The organism is Elusimicrobiota bacterium, from assembly GCA_041660925.1.
Taxonomy (GTDB): domain Bacteria; phylum Elusimicrobiota; class Elusimicrobia; order UBA1565; family UBA1565; genus JBAZUV01.
The window spans coordinates 240,050-255,281 of sequence record JBAZVI010000007.1; the positions used below are offsets into that span (position 1 = coordinate 240,050).

The window sequence follows — 15,232 nt, forward strand, 5'->3', positions numbered from 1 at the left end:
CCTGCTACGCTTTGGGCAGGACGACGGTGAAAGTCGAGCCTTTTCCGAGGACGCTCTCGACGGCGACGGTGCCGCCCAGCGCCTCGACGGCGGAACGGACGATGTGCAGTCCCAGACCCGCGCCGGGGATGCGCGACTCGCCGGCGCGGTCGAACTTCTCGAAGATCTTCGGCAGGTGTTCCGGAGCGATGCCGCGGCCGGTGTCGGCCACGCGAAAGAAGACGCGGCGCGCGTCGACCTCGACGCTCACGCGGATCTCGCCGCCCTCGGGAGTGTACTTCACGGCGTTGGAGACCAGGTTCGCGGCGACGCGGCGCAGCGGCTCCTCATCGCCGCGCAGGCTCGCCTGCGCGAGCTTGCCGACGAGCAGGCGCACGCCCTTGGCCTCGGCCGCGGGCGTGAAGAGTCGGACGGTCTCGGCGACGATGTCGTCGATCCGGGCGAGCCCGCCGGGCGCCTCGGCGCGGGGACGTCCGGCGCGGAAGAGCGCGAGCGCGTTGGCCAGCGAGGCCTCCATGCGCCGCACGGCGGAGCCCATGGTCCGCACCGCCTCCTCCCCCCTCTCCCCCGAGGGGAAGCGGCCCTCTTCGAGAAGACCGATGTAGGCCTTGAGCCCGCCGAGGGGATTGTTGAGTTCGTGGGTGAGGGTGTGGAGCATGTCCTCGCGGAACTGCATGAGGTCGCGCAGGCTCCCCGTCATCGCGTTGAAGCGCACGGCGAGAAGGCGGACCTCCTCGGGGCCGCGCACCGCGGCCGAGGCGTCGAGCCGCCCGCGGCCGACCTCGTCGGCGGCGGCGGCGAGCGCGCTCAGCGGCCGGCTCAGGCGCCAGGCGAAGAGGAGCGCGGCGAGGATGCCGAGGAAGCCGAAGAACGCTCCGAGCCCCAAGGTGCGCAGGAGCAGCGGCCGCAGGGCGCGGGAGATCGCGGCGTCGAGCGCCGCGGCGTCGAAGCCGAGCCTCAGCTCGGCGCCGAGGGGACCCGCCGCACCCCCCGGCACGGGCCGAGAGGAGGCCGACTCGCGGCCCGCGCCGAGGGGACCCGCCGCACCCCCCGGCACGGGCCGAGAGGAGGCCGACTCGCGGCCCGCTCCCTGCTCGATGCCGCGGACCTCGATCGCCTTGCCCGTCATGCGCAGGCCCGGACTCGGCTCACCGATGCGCGCGGAGTGCGAGCCCCAGAGCGCCTCGGCGTAGACGAGCTCCGGGTGCTCGCGCTTGAGGAACATGAGATAGCTGACGGCCATGAGCTCGTCGCGGGCGGCGACGGCCTCGCCGGTGACGCGGGCCGCGCCCTCGAGCAGGGCGGTGAGGCGTTCGTCGGACTGGCGTTCGAGCGCCCTGCGCTGGACGCGCAGGACGGAGAGGACGGTGCCGGCGAGCAGCGCGACGACGAGCGCGCCGACGCCGAGCGCGAGCTGGATCCTCAGCTTCAACGCGCCTCCTCCAGGACGCGGCGCAGGGCGTTGGCCGCTTCCACGTTGCCGGGGTCGCCGCGCAGGATCTCCTCGAAGGCCGCCTTGGCCTCGGCGAAGTCGCGGCGGGTGAAGGCGTCGACGCCGCGCTGGTAGAGGGCGCGGGCTTCGGCCTCGGTGATGGTCGCCGGTGCCGCGGAGGAAGCGGGAGCAGGCGCCGGAGCGGGAGCCGCGGCGGCCCGGCGTCGTTCGGGCACGCTCAGCCCGCGCCGGCGCAGGACGAGCTCGATGGTGTTCATGTAGCCCTTGATCTCGTCGCGCACGCTCGGGCTCTTCTCGTACTCGTGAGCGTTGCGCCAGGCTTCGTAAGCGCGCGGATAGTCCTTCATCGCGAAGTAGGCGGTACCGAGGTCCTCCCAGGCCGCCGCGTCGCTCGGGTTCTCGGCGAGCGCGCCCCGCGCCGCCTCGACGGCGTCGTCGTAGCGGCGCTCGCGGATGGCCCGCTCGGCCTGCGCGAGCCAGCCGGCCTCGACGACGGGCTTCGTCTCCTCCGAGACGGGCATGCGCTTGCGGCCGGTGACGCGCTCGAGCTGGGTCAGGAAGGCGTCGAGCTCCTTGTCCTTCGGCTCGAGCCGGACCGCCTCGGCGGCCCCCTCGACCGCCTTCTGGTCCTCGCCTGCGAGGTAGGCGAGCAGACCGCGATGCAGGGCGGCCTGCGCCGGCTTCGTCTGGTAGTCGGTGAGCTCGGGGTACTGCTGGGCGATGAAGTTGAGGCGGCTGAAGTGCCCGAGCACGGCCGGGTCCGAGGGTGCGATGGCGAGCGCCGAGGTCATCTTCTCGGAGGCCTCGCGGAAGCGGGCGACGCGCTCGAGCCCGTTGGTCTGCGCGAGCCGCTCGTCGAGCACCGCCCTCTGGGTCAGCGAGAGACCTCTCGCGTCCGCCTGGATCACCGCGGGCGCCGTGCCGCTCTTGAGCTGGCGCATCGCCTCGAGCACCATCTCGAGCGACTCCTCCTGGTCGGTCGTGCGGCCGAAGCGGAAGCCCACGGCGACCCGGTGGCTGCCGGAGGTCGAGGACACCGTGCGCAGCGGGATTCCGAAGCCGTAGTCGACCGTCAGCCGCCGCGTCCGGAATGAGACGCCCATGCAGAGCTGGGCGAAATCGCGCGAACCCAGGTCGAGGCCGCCGCGCAGGCCGAACTCGCCGACGAAGAGCTTGGGGAACCAGCGCTCGGCGCCGACCGCGAGGCTCTGGTCGCGCGTGCCGGTGGGCGCGCGGCGCGTCTCGATCTGCGCGCTGAGGTGCGAGACGAGGCTGCCGTAGTCGAGACCCACGCGCAGGGCCATGGGCACGGTATCGCGGTCCGAAGAACTGAAGGCGACGTTCGGCTGCAGCACATGCGCGAGCTGCGCGCCGAGCGTGAAGTGGCGGGCGAAGCGGTAGAGCGCGCCCAGGTCGGCGTCGAGCGCCCCGCGGCTGCGGGTCCCGCTCAGGACGGGGTCGGGCCGGCCGGAGCGGCCGATGTCGTTGGCGATGACCGCGTTCGACGCCTCCGGGAAGGAGCCGAAGGAGCGCTGGAGGTACCTGGGCGCGGCGCCGAGGAAGAGCTCGCCTCCGGCGTCGGGCTTCCAGGCGCTGCGGCCGTAGGCGAGGGCGAAGCTCTGCTCCCGGTAGAGGGAGCTGTTCAGGGAGAAGCTCTCCCAGGCGGCGGCGAGCGTGCCCCGGCGGCCCTCCTCGAGCGGGTGCGCGTAGCCGAGGAAGGAGCTGCCGAGCTGGGAGTTGTCGGTCAGTCCGACGAAGTGCGCGGTGTAGGCGGCCCCGAACTGGGGCCGCTCCAGGCGGCCCAGCCCCGCCGGGTTGTAGTGCACGGCATAGACGTCGTCGGCGATGGCGACGAAAGCGTCGCCCATGCCCGGGGCGCGGCCGCCGGCGCCGAGGTCCTCGAAAGCGGCGCGCGCGGTCGCGGCGAGCGCGCAGACGAGCAGGGCGGCGAGCCATGCGCTCACTCCGGGGGCCCACCCAGGACCCCGGAGTGCGGCGCGAAAGGAGAACGCCGGCGCGCTCGTCACCGGATCACCACCACCGTGCCGTTGAAGACCTTCCCCTCGGCGCGGATCTGATAGACGTAGACGCCCCCGTCGACGACGCGGCCGCCGGCCCTGCCGTCCCAGAGCAGGCTGTTGGCGACGGGACCGGAGCGCATCTCGGAGACGAAGGCGCCTCGCATGTCGAAGACCTTGCCCTCATAGCCCGAGTCGCGCGGATTATCGAAGACGAAGACGACGGTGTCGTTGAGGCCGTCCCCGTTGGGAGTGAGCGCCTTGTTCGTGATGTTGGAAACGTCGAAGCTGAACGCGGCGTCGCGCACGATGGTGCGCACCTGGTAGCCGCCCGGCATCGAGGAGAGCACGCGCACCGTCTGCTCGGCGGGGTCGACGGACCCGTAAAGCTTCACGAAGTCGCGCCCGTCGTCCCAGTAGGCGCCCAGCCGGCTCGTCGCATCCTGCGCCGAGACCGCGGGGCCGGGCGTCGGCAGGGCGAGCGCGCCCGCGGCGCTCGGCACGACCACGCCGCCGGCGACCTCATAGCGCAGGCTCACCTCGGTGCGCGTCTCGGGCAGGCGGAAGTTCGGCAGGGAGGTCTTCGCCGGCGTCGTGAAGGCGTCGAAGCGCACCGACTTGACCACGCGGCCGCCCAGGTCGCCGGGCTGCTCGTCGGCCCGCACGAGGACCGGCTTCCCCCCCGCGACGAGGGAAGCGGCGATGTCGGCGGGGACGCGCAGGCGCGACACCCCGTCCGGCGCGACCGCGTAGAGGTCCCCGCGCGTGTCCACGGCCATCGCATAGCCGTTGGGCCCGCTGTACCCGTCGACCGGCACGACCTTGAAGAAATACGGCGTGTCGGCGAGGGGGAGCGCGACGTCGAGGTGCTCGGCGGCCGCGTTCGTCGATCCGACGAGCGTCCAGCCGGCGCGCACGATGCCCGTGGCGCGGTAGACGTCGTAGCGCAGGAGCTCCCAGCCGTCCGGGGGCGCGCTCCGGAAGGAGGAGCCGTCGTCGCTCGAGAGCACCGGGGACCAGCGCACGCGCGCGGACACCGGCCCGAGGAGCTCGAGGCCCAGTCCGGCCGCGGTGAGCGGCGGAAGGTCGAGCACCACGGCCGTGCCGACCCCCACCGAGTAGGTCTCCCCGTTCGAGCGGGCGAAGAGCTGGAAGTACTGGGTCGCGTCGAGCGCCAGCCCGCCCTCCGCGTGCGCGGAGAAGGCCGCGCTCGAGCGCGAGAGGGCGCCGCCCGCGAGGACCGCGCCGGCCGGATAGCCCGCGCCGTCGGCCGGCGCGTCCGTGATGGGGTTCGTGCTCATGAGCACGAGCACGCCCGCGAAGTCCGCGAAGACGGGGTCGTCCCAGGTGAGCGCGACGCGGTGCGCCCAGGGGTCGGCGCTGGCGACGAGGTTGGAGACGGGCATGACGCCGCCGGAACCCCGCGTGCGCGTAGCCAGAAGGGTCGTGAAGTTGAAGTCGTCCTGCCAGTTCAGGCTGCCGAGCCGGAAGTAGTAGGTCGTGGCCGGCACGAGGTTGCGCACGGTCAGCGTCACGGCCGTGCCGCCGGGCGTCGAGGTCGAGTACAGCGTCCCGCCCGGGAGCGCGGCGCCGAAGTCGGTCGAGGAGGCGTGCAGGCGGTAGCCCTCGGCGCCGGAGGCGGGCAGCGCCCAGGTGATGGTGATGCTCGTCGCGTAGACGGCGCTGAGCACGGGCGAGGCCGGGGTGTCGGCCCAGGTCGAGGAGTCCTCCTGGTCGGAGGTCTCGGCCAGGGCCTTGCGCACGTCGCCGAGATAGACGCGGGCGAAGTAGGTGGTGTTGGCCTCCAGGCCCGTGAGGACCAGGCCCTGCGGCGAGCCGGCCGCGCAGGCCGTGGGGATCTCGAGCTTGAAGACGGTCGGGTCGAAGGCGTGCGCGGGCTCGGAGGAGTAGTCGACGCGCCAGACCCCCGCGACGACGTCGCCGAGGAGGCCGTCGATCCCCGGCGCCGTCCAGGAGAGCTCGAGCGTCCCGGTGGACTTCGTGACGACGGCGAGCGCGGTGACGCTGCCGGGCTGGGGGACGAGCGGGACGAGGCCGGTCTGCAGGCGGAAGCCGCCGCCGCTGAAGGTCGAGACGGAGGTCTCGCCGACGGCGTTGGCGAGGCCGAACCCGGCGGAGGCGAGCAGCGTTCCGCCGCCGGTCGCCGCGGAGCGCGGGATCGCGAGCGTCCCGCCGTCGAGCTTGCCGCCGGCCGAGGCGGAGAGGGCGCAGAAGACCCCGAGGAGGGCCGAGAGCAGCGCCTTCCCCGGGAGGCTCTTCATGTCAGGAGGGCTTCGCCGAGATGCGCAGGAGCGCGCGGATGCGCGCGACGAGGACCTTGGAGGCGATGGGCTTGAGCAGGTAGTCGTCGGCGCCGAGGTCCAGCCCCGAGACGCGGTCCGCGGTCTCGCGCGCCTGCCCGCTCAGGATGACGACCGGGATGTGGCGCGTCGTCCCGCCGCTCTTCAGGACTCGGCAGACTTCGAAGCCGGTGGTGTCGGGCAGGTGGATGTCGAGCAGGACGAGGTCGGGCTTCTCCGCGGCGGCCAGCGCGAGGCCCCGGGCGCCGTCGCCGGCCTGCAGCAGCTCGAAGCCCTCCTGCCGGAGGACCTCCTGCAGGGCGCTCTGGATGATGGGGTCGTCTTCGATGAGCAGGATCCGGTACATTTTCCCTCCGGTTCTTATCGCGCGAACGTCCAACACTTACCTCATAAGTGTACCCTCGGCATGTAACAAGAATTATTCATATAGGTAATGCCTATGTAACATCAATTAATTAAAATTATTTATTGTTATAATGGTTTTATCGAGCTTGTATTATTAAATGGCACATAGAATCCTATTGGTTGGAGAAGCTATTTTATGGGCCGAGACCCTCTCGGCGGAATATTCCGCCTGGAACCTCATCGTGGACCGGGCGGAGACCGGCAACGAAGCGCTTGCCGCGCTTAAAGACCCGCCCGACCTCGTCCTGCTGGGCCTCGACCTCCCGGACATGAGCGGCCTCGCCTGCCTCAAGGCCCTGCGGCAGACCGAACCCGGCCGCGAGCTGCCCGTCATCATGGTCGCCGCGCGCCGCGGCGAGGCCGAGACCGCCGAGGCCTTCGACTGGGGCGCCGACGACTTCGCGGCGCTCGACTGCGAGCCGACCGAGCGCGTCGCGCGCGTGCGCGCCGTGCTGCGCCGCCGCTTCGAGCGCGAGGAATCCGTCGGGCGGGCCATGTCGGTCGGGCCGGTGTCCCTCGACCCCGCGCGCCACGAATGCCGGGTGCGCGGCCGCCTCGTCGCGCTGCGGCCCCGCGAGTTCGAGCTGCTCGAGATCCTCATGCGCAAGGCGGGCCGCGTCCTCAGCCGCTCCTACCTCCTCGAGACGGTCTGGGGCATGAGCCGCCGGGCGGAGACCCGCGCGGTGGACGTCGGCGTCAGCCGCCTGCGCGCGGCCCTCGGCCGCCGTGCGGGGACCTGGCTGGAGACCGTCGAGCGCTTCGGGTACCGCTTCAGGACCGAATAGGGGCGCCCGCCGCCGCTCCACTCGGCGCCTGACACCCGGCACCCCGGGCGTGTCTGGCACCGCCGTCGATGGGCGGCGGACGCATTCCCACCTCTCGATTCCCCCTTTCCCCTCCAAGAGGTATAATCCCCTCACTATGAACGTCCTCGTCCTGAATTGCGGCTCTTCCTCCCTTAAATTCCAGATCATCCAGACCGACGACAAGCTCGTCGCCTCGGATTCCGACCGCTGCTTCGCCCGCGGTCTCGTCGAGCTCGCCGGCCAGCGCACCATGGTGACGCTGCAGGCCGAGGACAAGCCGGCGACGAAGGAGAACGTCCCCCTCAACGACCATCACGCGGCCATCGAACACATCCTCAAGTGGGTGGTCGCGCCCCAGACGGGCCTCTCCGAGATCAAGTCCCTCTCCGACCTGCACGCCGTCGGCCACCGCGTGGTCCACGGCGGCGAGGAGTTCCAGGCCTCCGCCCTCATCGACGCCGCCGTGGTCAAGGCCATCGAGGCCTGCATCGACATCGCTCCGCTGCACAACCCGCCGAACCTCAAGGGCATCCGCGCCGCCCAGGACGCCCTCGGCCCCACGATCCCGCAGGTCGCGGTCTTCGACACGGCCTTCCACGCGACGATGCCCGAGACCTCGTACATCTACGCCATCCCCTACGACTTCTACGTGCGCCACAAGATCCGCCGCTACGGCTTCCACGGGACCTCGCACCGCTACGTGGCCTGGCGCTACCAGAAGCTCATGAACCTGCCCGAGGACAAGGTCAACATCATCACCCTCCACCTCGGCAACGGCTGTTCGGCCTGCGCGATCAAGGGCGGGAAGTCCTACACCACCTCGATGGGCCTCACCCCGCTCGAGGGCCTCGTCATGGGCACGCGCTCGGGCGACATCGACCCCTCGATCTGCGCCTTCATCGCCGACAAGGAAGGGCTCAACCACTCCGAGATCGACACGATCCTCAACAAGAAATCCGGCCTGCTCGGCGTCTCCGGCTTCAGCAACGACATGCGCGAGCTCCTGTCGAAGGAGTCCTCCGCCGACGGCAAGCGCGCGCGCCTGGCCGTCGACCTCTTCTGCCACCGCATCAAGCGCTACATCGGCTCCTACTTCGCCGAGATGGGCGGGGCCGACGCGGTGGTCTTCACCGGCGGCATCGGCGAGCGCTCGGCGCCCGTGCGCAAGCGCATCCTCGAGGGCCTCGAGTGCCTCGACCTGCTGCTCGACACGAGCGCCAACGACCACGTCTCCCCCGGGGAAGCGGTCCGCATCACGCGCCCCGACGCGAAGCTCCACGCGTGGGTCATCCCCACCAACGAGGAGCTCATGATCGCGCGCGACACCTATCACGTCGTGCGCGAGCGCCACCCCAGCGCCGCGCGGTGAGTTCCGACCGGGCGGGGAGCTGCTGGCGCTGCGGCCGCGCGCTCGAAGGGAGCGACTTCGCGCGCAGCGAGCTCTGCCCCGGCTGCCGCAGCGAGACGCGCTGCTGCCGCAATTGCGAGCTGCACGCGCCGAACCTGAACAACGAGTGCCGGGAGCCGCAGACCGAGCAGCTCGCCGACCGGGAGAAAGCCAACTTCTGCGAGTTCTTCAAGCCGCGCGCGAACGCCCCGGCCGGGACGGCGGCTCGGGGGTACGCGCGCAAGGACGCTCCGGCCAAGGCGAAGTTCGAGGACCTTTTCCGCAAACGCCCCGCATCACAAGGAGACCAACCATGACGCGTGCCGCCCTGCTGACCCTCATCCTCGCCGTCCCGGCCCTCGCCCAGGGCCCCGACGCCGCGACCCCCCCGCTGGCGGGCCTTCCGCCGCAGGTCTCGGCCCAGCCCGCCGCGAAGAAGCCCGTGAAGAAGGCCCCCGCGCTCGCGACCGAGGCGGACAAGACGCTCTACGCGCTCGGCCAGATCCTGGGTCGCAACCTCGTGCAGTTCGGCATCACGGCCAGGGAGTACGCGGTCGTCGAGAAGGGCGTCGCCGACGGCGCGCTCCAGCGCCCGTCCGCGGTCGACCTCAACGACTACGGCCCCCGCGTCGAGCCCTTCCGCCGCCAGCGCGTGCAGGCCAAGGCGAAGGAGTTCCTCGACCGCGAGTCCAAGCTCCCCGGCGCGACGGCGACGCCGAGCGGGATGATCTTCCGCGTCATCGAGGCCGGCGCCGGCGCCGTCCCGCAGGAGAGCGACAAGCTGCTCGTGAACTACCAGGGCACGCTCGCCGACGGACAGCCCTTCGACAGCGCCCTCGAGGCCCCCGCGACGATGTCGCTGAAGGGCGTCATCCCCTGCCTCGCCGAGGCCCTGCTCAAGATGAAGGTCGGCGGCAAGGCGCGCGCGGTCTGCCCCGCCGCCATCGCCTACGGCGACCGCGGCGCCCCGCCCGCCGTCCCCGGCGGCGCCCCCGTGGCCTACGACCTCTCCCTCGTCGGCATCGCCAAGAAGGACGAGTACCCCGAGAAGGCGTCGAAGGAGCCCGGCGCGGTCCGCACGCCGAGCGGGCTCGTCTACAAGAGCCTCGTGGAGGGCAAGGGCTCCTCGCCCAAGGCGACCGACACCGTGAAGGTGCACTACCACGGCACGCTGACCGACGGGAAGGTCTTCGACAGCTCGGTCGAGCGCAAGCAGCCGCTCGAGTTCGCCCTCAACGGCGTCATCCCGTGCTGGACCGAGGGTGTCCAGAAGATGCGGGTCGGCGGAAAGGCCCGGCTGGTCTGCCCTTCCGACATCGCCTACGGCGAGCGCGGCTATCCCCCGGACATCCCCGGTGGAGCCACGCTCATATTCGAAGTCCAGCTCCTGGACATCATCAAGAAGTAACCCTTCCTCACTGTCTCCCCCCACGGGGGAGGCAGGAGGGGGGCGAGCAAGAAAGAAGAAGGCCCGCTCACGCGGGCCTTCTCTTTTTCCGGCGTCCCCCACCCCGCCCTCCCCCGCGGGGGGAGGCAATGAGGAAAACTAGTCCGTCCAAGTGACGTGCTTAAAGCGCCTATGCAGCCACAGCCACTGCTCGGGGTGCGCGCGCACCCAGCGCTCGACGCGCGCGGCGATGGCGGTCGTGACCTTCACGGGGTCCTTGAGGTCCTCTCCGAACTCGAGCGCCGGCTCGATGCGCACCTGCATGACGCCGTTCTCGTCGCGCCAGCCCCAGCCGGGAAGGATGGCGGCGCCGGTGCGCTGCGCGATGGTCGCGACGGCGCCGAGGGTATGGACCTCCACCCCGAAGAACGGGATGGGGATCCCCATCGGCGGTCGGGCGTACTGGTCGTTCATGAAGGCGACGGCCTCGTTGCGGCGCAGCGCGCGCAGGATGGCCGGGATGGAGCCGGGATGGAAGGCAGCGCCCACCCCCAGAGAAAGCCGCCCGTCGGTGACGCGCCGGTGCAGCCACGGCGGCTTCACGATCTTGGTCACGGCGGTCACGGGACGACCGGTGCCGAGCGCGGCATAGCCGCCCACCGCCTCCCAGAAGCCCATATGCAGCGAGACGAAGAGCACCCCTTTGCCCCGCGCCCGCGCCCGGTCCCAGTTCTCCAGGCCCTCGAGACGACTCTTGCCCGCGATGTAGCGCCGGTAGTGCCCCGCGATGGGCGTGAAGAAGTGCAGGAACTCGAGCGTGAGGATCCCGTAGTGCTCGAAGTTGCGCCGCAGAAGCTCCTCGCGCTGCGCGGGCCCGAGTTCGGGGAGGCAACGCCGGATGTTCTCGCGGGCGATGCCGTGACGGAAGAGGCGCGTGGCGAGGAGGAAGCGGCCGAGCAGGCGCCCGACGACGAGCTCCGCGCGCAGGGACAGCGGCGCGACCAGGAGCCCCAGGGCGTTGAGGAGGAGCCAGAGCGGCGCGGAGAGGAAGAACGGCATCAGTGCACGCGGCGGCCGGCGACCCAGGTCTCACGCACGGCCGAGCGGGAGGCGCGGTAGACGAGCCGTGAGACCACGGCGCCGGCGCTCTCATCGGCGCAGAAACCGGGGTCCCACGCCGCGGGGTCGAGGACGACGAAGTCCGCCGCCTTGCCCGTTTCGAGCGTCCCCAGCGAATCGGCGAGGCCGAGAGCCTTCGCGGCGTCGAGCGTGGCGAGGCGGAAGGCGTCGGCCGCGTGCACCGTGCCGCCTCCCTTGAAGAGCCGATGGGCGAACGCCCAGCGCTGGCCGAACACGGTCTGGCGCATGACCTCGAAGAGGTCGAGCGAGGGGCCGGCGCCGACGTCGCTGCCGAGCGCGAGCCCGGCGCCGGCCCGACGGGCGCGGGCCAGGTCGAGTATCCCGCTCCCCAGGAAGGCGTTCGAGGTCGGGCAATGGACGATCGTCGAGCCGGAGGAGGCGACCTTCCGCAGCTCGGCGTCCGAGAGCCATACGCAGTGCGCCAGCAGCGTCCGGGGACCGAGCAGACCGGCGCGCGCGTAGACGTCGGCGTAGGAGCGGCAGGACGGGAACGCGCGGCGGACCGCGGCGACCTCGTCGCGATTCTCCGAGAGATGGGTCTGGACCCAGGCGCCGTAGCGGCGCGCGAGGCGGCCGGCCTCGCGCATGAGCTCCATGGAGCAGCTCAGGGCGAAGCGCGGGGTGAACGCGTACTGCAGGCGGCCTCCGGCCCGACCGTGCCAGCGCTCGCAGAGCTCGCAGCTCTGCCGGATGGAGACCTCGGTCAGGTTCTCGCCCTTGAGGGTCGTCGAGCGGGTCCCGTAGGAGTGCCGGTCCATCATCACCTTGCCCATGACGACGCGCAAGCCGCTGCGCTCGGCTTCCTCGAAGCAGGCGTCGGTGCTGTCCTGCCAGATGCTCGTGTAGAGCGCGGCGAAGGTGGTCCCGTGGGCGGCGAGCTCGCGGAAGAAGCGGCGGATGCGCGCTCGGGCGGCGGGGCCGCGAAAGCGCTCCTCGAGCGGGAAGATGTGCCGAGCGAGCCAAGGCAGCAGCGGCAGGCCGTCGCAGGCGACGGCGGGATACTGGCTCACGTGGCAGTGCGCGTCGATGAGCCCGGGGATGAGCAGGCGGGAGGGCTTTCGCGCACCCTTCGCCTTGAGCGGGCGCAGCGCGGCGATGCGTCCGCGCGCGTCCGTGCGGAGCTCCGCGTGCGGCCAGTAGCGCAGCTTCCCGCGTCGGTCGAAGGTCAGCACGGCGCCGAGATGCCTCATTTCTCCTCCTGGACGGCCGAGGGACACAGCTTCGCGAGCGGACAGCGCGCGCAGTCGGGCCGGAGCGCGCGGCAGAGGGCGCGGCCGTGATGGATGAGCCGGTGAGAGAGCAGGATCCACTCGTCTTTCGGGAAGAGCGCGACGAGGTCGCGCTCGACGCCCGCGGGGTCCTTCGCGCGGCTCCAGCCGAGGCGCCGGCTCAGGCGGAAGACGTGGGTGTCCACGACGACGCCCTCGGCCTTCCCGAACCAGGTCCCGAGCACGACGTTGGCCGTCTTGCGGGCGACGCCGGGGAGCTCGAGCAGCTCCTCCATCGTCCCCGGGACCCGCCCGCCGTGCCGCTCGACGAGGAGGCGGCACGCCTCGCGGATGTTGCGCGCCTTGTTTCGGAAGAAGCCGGTGCTGCGCACCTCGCGCTCGAGGACGGCCTGCGGGGCCCGCGCGTAGTCCTCGGCCCGGCGGTAGCGCTTGAAGAGGTCCTTCGTGACGCGGTTGACGCGCTCGTCGGTGCACTGCGCGGAGAGGATGGTGGCCACCAGGAGGTCGAGCGCGCTGGTGCGCTCGAGGGCGCAGCCGGCCTCCGGATAGGTCCGGGCGAGGATCGCCATGACGCGCCGAGCCCGGCGGCGAAGGTCTTCACGAGATTCGCGCATCGGTGAAAGTTTAGCAGAAACACGAGATGCAGGTGCCTGCCATATAACGTTTATCCCGCCGGCCCTGTCGAGCCGCAACGAACGGGGGTCGGGTTAAACGTTATATGGCAGGCACCACCATACAAAGCGGGGGAAGGTGGCGGCATAAGATATAATCGCCGCATGCTCCGCGACATCCGCGACCGGCTCGCCGTCGCCTTCGTCATCGTCATCGTCGCGCTCGTGGTCGGCACGCTCGGCTACAGGCTCATCGAGGGCTGGGGCCTCCTCGACGCGCTCTACATGACGGTCATCACCGTGGCGACCATCGGCTACGGAGAGACCCATCCCCTCTCGAACGCCGGCCGGGTGTTCACCATCTTCCTCATCTTCGGCGGCCTCGGCGCCGTCGGCTACGCGTTCTCGTCGGTCACCGCCTTCATCGTCGAAGGCGAGCTCAAGGACGTCCTCCGGAGGCGCAGGATGAAGGCGAAGATCTCGGCCCTCAAGAACCACTACATCGTCTGCGGCGGCGGGAGCACCGGCCGCACCATCATGGAGGAGCTCTCGAAGACCGGACGCCCCTTCGTGGTCATCGACCGCGACCCGCAGAAGGCCGCCCACTGCGAGGAGAAGGGCTGGCTCGTCGTACAGGGCGACGCCCTGAGCGACGAAGCCCTCCGGGAGGCCGGAGCCGAGCGCGCCCAGGGAGTGTTCTGCGCGCTCACCGACGACCGGGACAACTCCTTCGTGGCCCTCTCGGCCCGCGGGCTCAAAGCCGACCTGCGCATCGTCAGCCAGCTCCACGACCAGACCGTCCGCGAGAAGCTCCTGCGCAGCGGCGCCGACGCGGCCGTGAGCTCGAGCTTCATCGGCGGACTGCGCATGTGCTCGGAGATGGTGCGCCCGATGGCCGTCGGCTTCATGGACTCCATGATCCGCGAGCGGGAGAACACCTCCCGCTTCGAGGACGTCCCCATCCCCACCGGCTCGCGCCTGGCCGGCAAGCCGGTCGGAAAGGTGAAGGGCGCCGAGGGCGGCGCGGCGCTCGTGCTCGCCGTACGCTCCGCCACGGGCTACGAGATCAACCCTCCCCCGGACCGGGCCCTGCACCCCGGCGAGACCCTCGTCGTCCTCGGCACCGTCGAGCAGATCCACGCCCTGAAGGAACAGCTCGCCGCGTAGTCTCGGAAAAGAGCGGGGCCGGGCTCCTGAGGAGCCCGGCCCCGCTCTTTTCCGTCCGCCGCTATTCGGAAAACTGCCGGCGGAAGTCGATGTAGTTGCGCAGGACCTTCACGACGTAGCCCTGCGTCTCACGATAAGGCGGGACGCCCCCGTACTTCATGACGGCCCCGGGGCCCGCGTTGTAGGCGGCCACGGCCTTCTTCACGTCCGCGTGGGCGAAGGGGTTGAGCGCCTGCAGGTGCGACCATGAGAAATCGGTGAACCGAGTCCAGAGCTGCTTGAGGAAACGGATTCCGGCGCGGACATTGGTCTCGACGTTGTAGAGGGAGTCCGGATCGCTCACCCCGAGCCCCCGACCCGTGTCCGGCATGATCTGCATGAGGCCGCGGGCGCCGACCCCGCTGGTCGCGTTCGGGTCGAAGGCCGACTCCGCCTGGATGACCGCGAGCACGAGCCGATAATCGACGCCCTGCCGGTTCGACTCGCGCACGACCGTGCGCACGATGCCCGCCGGGATGCCGAGCTTCCCGGCCACGGCGACGGCCTTGGCCTCGTCGGCCGGCGCGAGCGGGGCGCTTACGGGCACCTCCATCGAGCCGCGCGCGCTCAGCCCGGCGGGAAGCTGCGCGCGCGGAAGGTTCTGCTGCTCCAGCGCACCCGCTAGTTCGTCCACGGCTTTCGCCGAGACGATAGGGGAGTCACCCGGACCGTAGGTCCGGATGCGGTCGTAGAGCACCGCGAGCGCCGCGGGATCGTCCGAGGACATCACCTGCCCCCGTACGAAGTCCAGCCGCTTCTGCTGCGCGGAGTCCAGACGAACGCGGGTGCGCTGGAGCGAGATCAGGACGGCTTTCTTGCTTTCGATATTGATGTAGGCGGCCTGGAGCTGGATGTCGCTCATCTTCTCCGAGCCGGGGGTGAGCGCGCCGCGCAGCTCGGCCTCGAGCGCGAGCAGGCGGGGAGCCATCGCCTCCAGCCCGGCGCGGTCGCCCGCGGCGACGGCCTCGTCGCGCAGGGCCTTGAACCGGGGAAGGAACTCCCCGGCGAGCGGAGAGTCCTGCGGCAGGAGCACGTTCCAGCCGTCCACGCGAAGGAGGAGCGTGTTCTTGGCGCCGATGAGCTGGAGCTGCTCGGGGCTCATCTGAGCCATGGAGGGAGCGGCGGCGTTCTCCGCCGTCGCGACCGGGACCAGGGCCAGCCAGAGCGCCAAGACAGGACTCATAGACTCTCTCAGGATAGGCCGGAAGGCCCCATCATTCCAGAATCGATGGACCTGCAGCGCCGTAGGCCGAAAGGCCTATTTTTCGA

13 protein-coding genes are annotated in these 15,232 nt (G+C 70.9%); 5 read left to right on the forward strand and 8 right to left on the reverse strand.

The genetic code is table 11. From position 1 onward, the window contains the following. Positions 1 to 4: 4 nt before the first annotated feature. From WC969_11590 to WC969_11605, 4 genes are read right to left on the reverse strand one after another with little or no spacing between them, the layout of a single operon-like run. The gene (locus tag WC969_11590; GenBank protein MFA6030488.1) at positions 5 to 1,432 is read right to left on the reverse strand and encodes a HAMP domain-containing sensor histidine kinase; all 1,428 of its coding nucleotides are present in this window, start codon (positions 1,430 to 1,432) and stop codon (positions 5 to 7) included. Next, entirely contained in the window at positions 1,429 to 3,417 is a 1,989-nt protein-coding gene (locus WC969_11595; protein ID MFA6030489.1) for a tetratricopeptide repeat protein, read from the reverse strand. The genes WC969_11590 and WC969_11595 overlap by 4 nt, the downstream gene beginning before the upstream one ends. A 59-nt stretch (positions 3,418 to 3,476) precedes the next feature. Continuing rightward, entirely contained in the window at positions 3,477 to 5,753 is a 2,277-nt protein-coding gene (locus WC969_11600; GenBank protein ID MFA6030490.1) for a fibronectin type III domain-containing protein, read from the reverse strand. Between the two features lies 1 nt (position 5,754). Beyond that, a complete protein-coding gene (locus WC969_11605; GenBank protein MFA6030491.1) occupies positions 5,755 to 6,138 on the reverse strand; it encodes a response regulator in 384 nt (127 codons plus the stop codon). A gap of 157 nt (positions 6,139 to 6,295) precedes the next feature. Between WC969_11605 and WC969_11610 the strand changes: the two genes are divergently transcribed. The 4 genes from WC969_11610 (at position 6,296) to WC969_11625 (ending at position 9,798) form a co-directional block, all read left to right on the forward strand. Beyond that, complete coding sequence (locus WC969_11610; GenBank protein ID MFA6030492.1) at positions 6,296 to 6,982, forward strand: response regulator transcription factor; 687 nt, start codon at positions 6,296 to 6,298, stop codon at positions 6,980 to 6,982. 136 nt (positions 6,983 to 7,118) lie between these two features. After that, positions 7,119 to 8,372: an acetate kinase gene (locus WC969_11615; GenBank protein ID MFA6030493.1), complete on the forward strand. Its 1,254-nt coding sequence runs from the start codon at positions 7,119 to 7,121 to the stop codon at positions 8,370 to 8,372. Beyond that, entirely contained in the window at positions 8,369 to 8,707 is a 339-nt protein-coding gene (locus tag WC969_11620; GenBank protein MFA6030494.1) for a hypothetical protein, read from the forward strand. The genes WC969_11615 and WC969_11620 overlap by 4 nt, the downstream gene beginning before the upstream one ends. Beyond that, positions 8,704 to 9,798: an FKBP-type peptidyl-prolyl cis-trans isomerase gene (locus WC969_11625; protein ID MFA6030495.1), complete on the forward strand. Its 1,095-nt coding sequence runs from the start codon at positions 8,704 to 8,706 to the stop codon at positions 9,796 to 9,798. Before WC969_11620 ends, WC969_11625 begins: the two co-directional genes overlap by 4 nt. A 138-nt stretch (positions 9,799 to 9,936) precedes the next feature. On the opposite strand, the gene WC969_11630 is transcribed toward WC969_11625, so the two are convergent. Genes WC969_11630 through nth form a run of 3 tightly spaced genes read right to left on the reverse strand, consistent with a single transcriptional unit; the run spans position 9,937 to position 12,760 of the window. Further along, positions 9,937 to 10,836: a hypothetical protein gene (locus WC969_11630; GenBank protein MFA6030496.1), complete on the reverse strand. Its 900-nt coding sequence runs from the start codon at positions 10,834 to 10,836 to the stop codon at positions 9,937 to 9,939. Continuing rightward, complete coding sequence (locus tag WC969_11635) at positions 10,836 to 12,107, reverse strand: guanine deaminase (GenBank protein ID MFA6030497.1); 1,272 nt, start codon at positions 12,105 to 12,107, stop codon at positions 10,836 to 10,838. The genes WC969_11630 and WC969_11635 overlap by 1 nt, the downstream gene beginning before the upstream one ends. Beyond that, a complete protein-coding gene (gene nth / locus WC969_11640) occupies positions 12,104 to 12,760 on the reverse strand; it encodes an endonuclease III (protein MFA6030498.1) in 657 nt (218 codons plus the stop codon). Before nth ends, WC969_11635 begins: the two co-directional genes overlap by 4 nt. A gap of 162 nt (positions 12,761 to 12,922) precedes the next feature. Here nth and WC969_11645 point away from each other — a divergent pair, with 162 nt between their 5' ends. Next, a complete protein-coding gene (locus WC969_11645; protein ID MFA6030499.1) occupies positions 12,923 to 13,924 on the forward strand; it encodes a potassium channel protein in 1,002 nt (333 codons plus the stop codon). A 61-nt stretch (positions 13,925 to 13,985) separates the two neighbouring features. On the opposite strand, the gene WC969_11650 is transcribed toward WC969_11645, so the two are convergent. Next, positions 13,986 to 15,146: a transglycosylase SLT domain-containing protein gene (locus WC969_11650; protein ID MFA6030500.1), complete on the reverse strand. Its 1,161-nt coding sequence runs from the start codon at positions 15,144 to 15,146 to the stop codon at positions 13,986 to 13,988. Between the last annotated feature and the right edge of the window lie 86 nt (positions 15,147 to 15,232).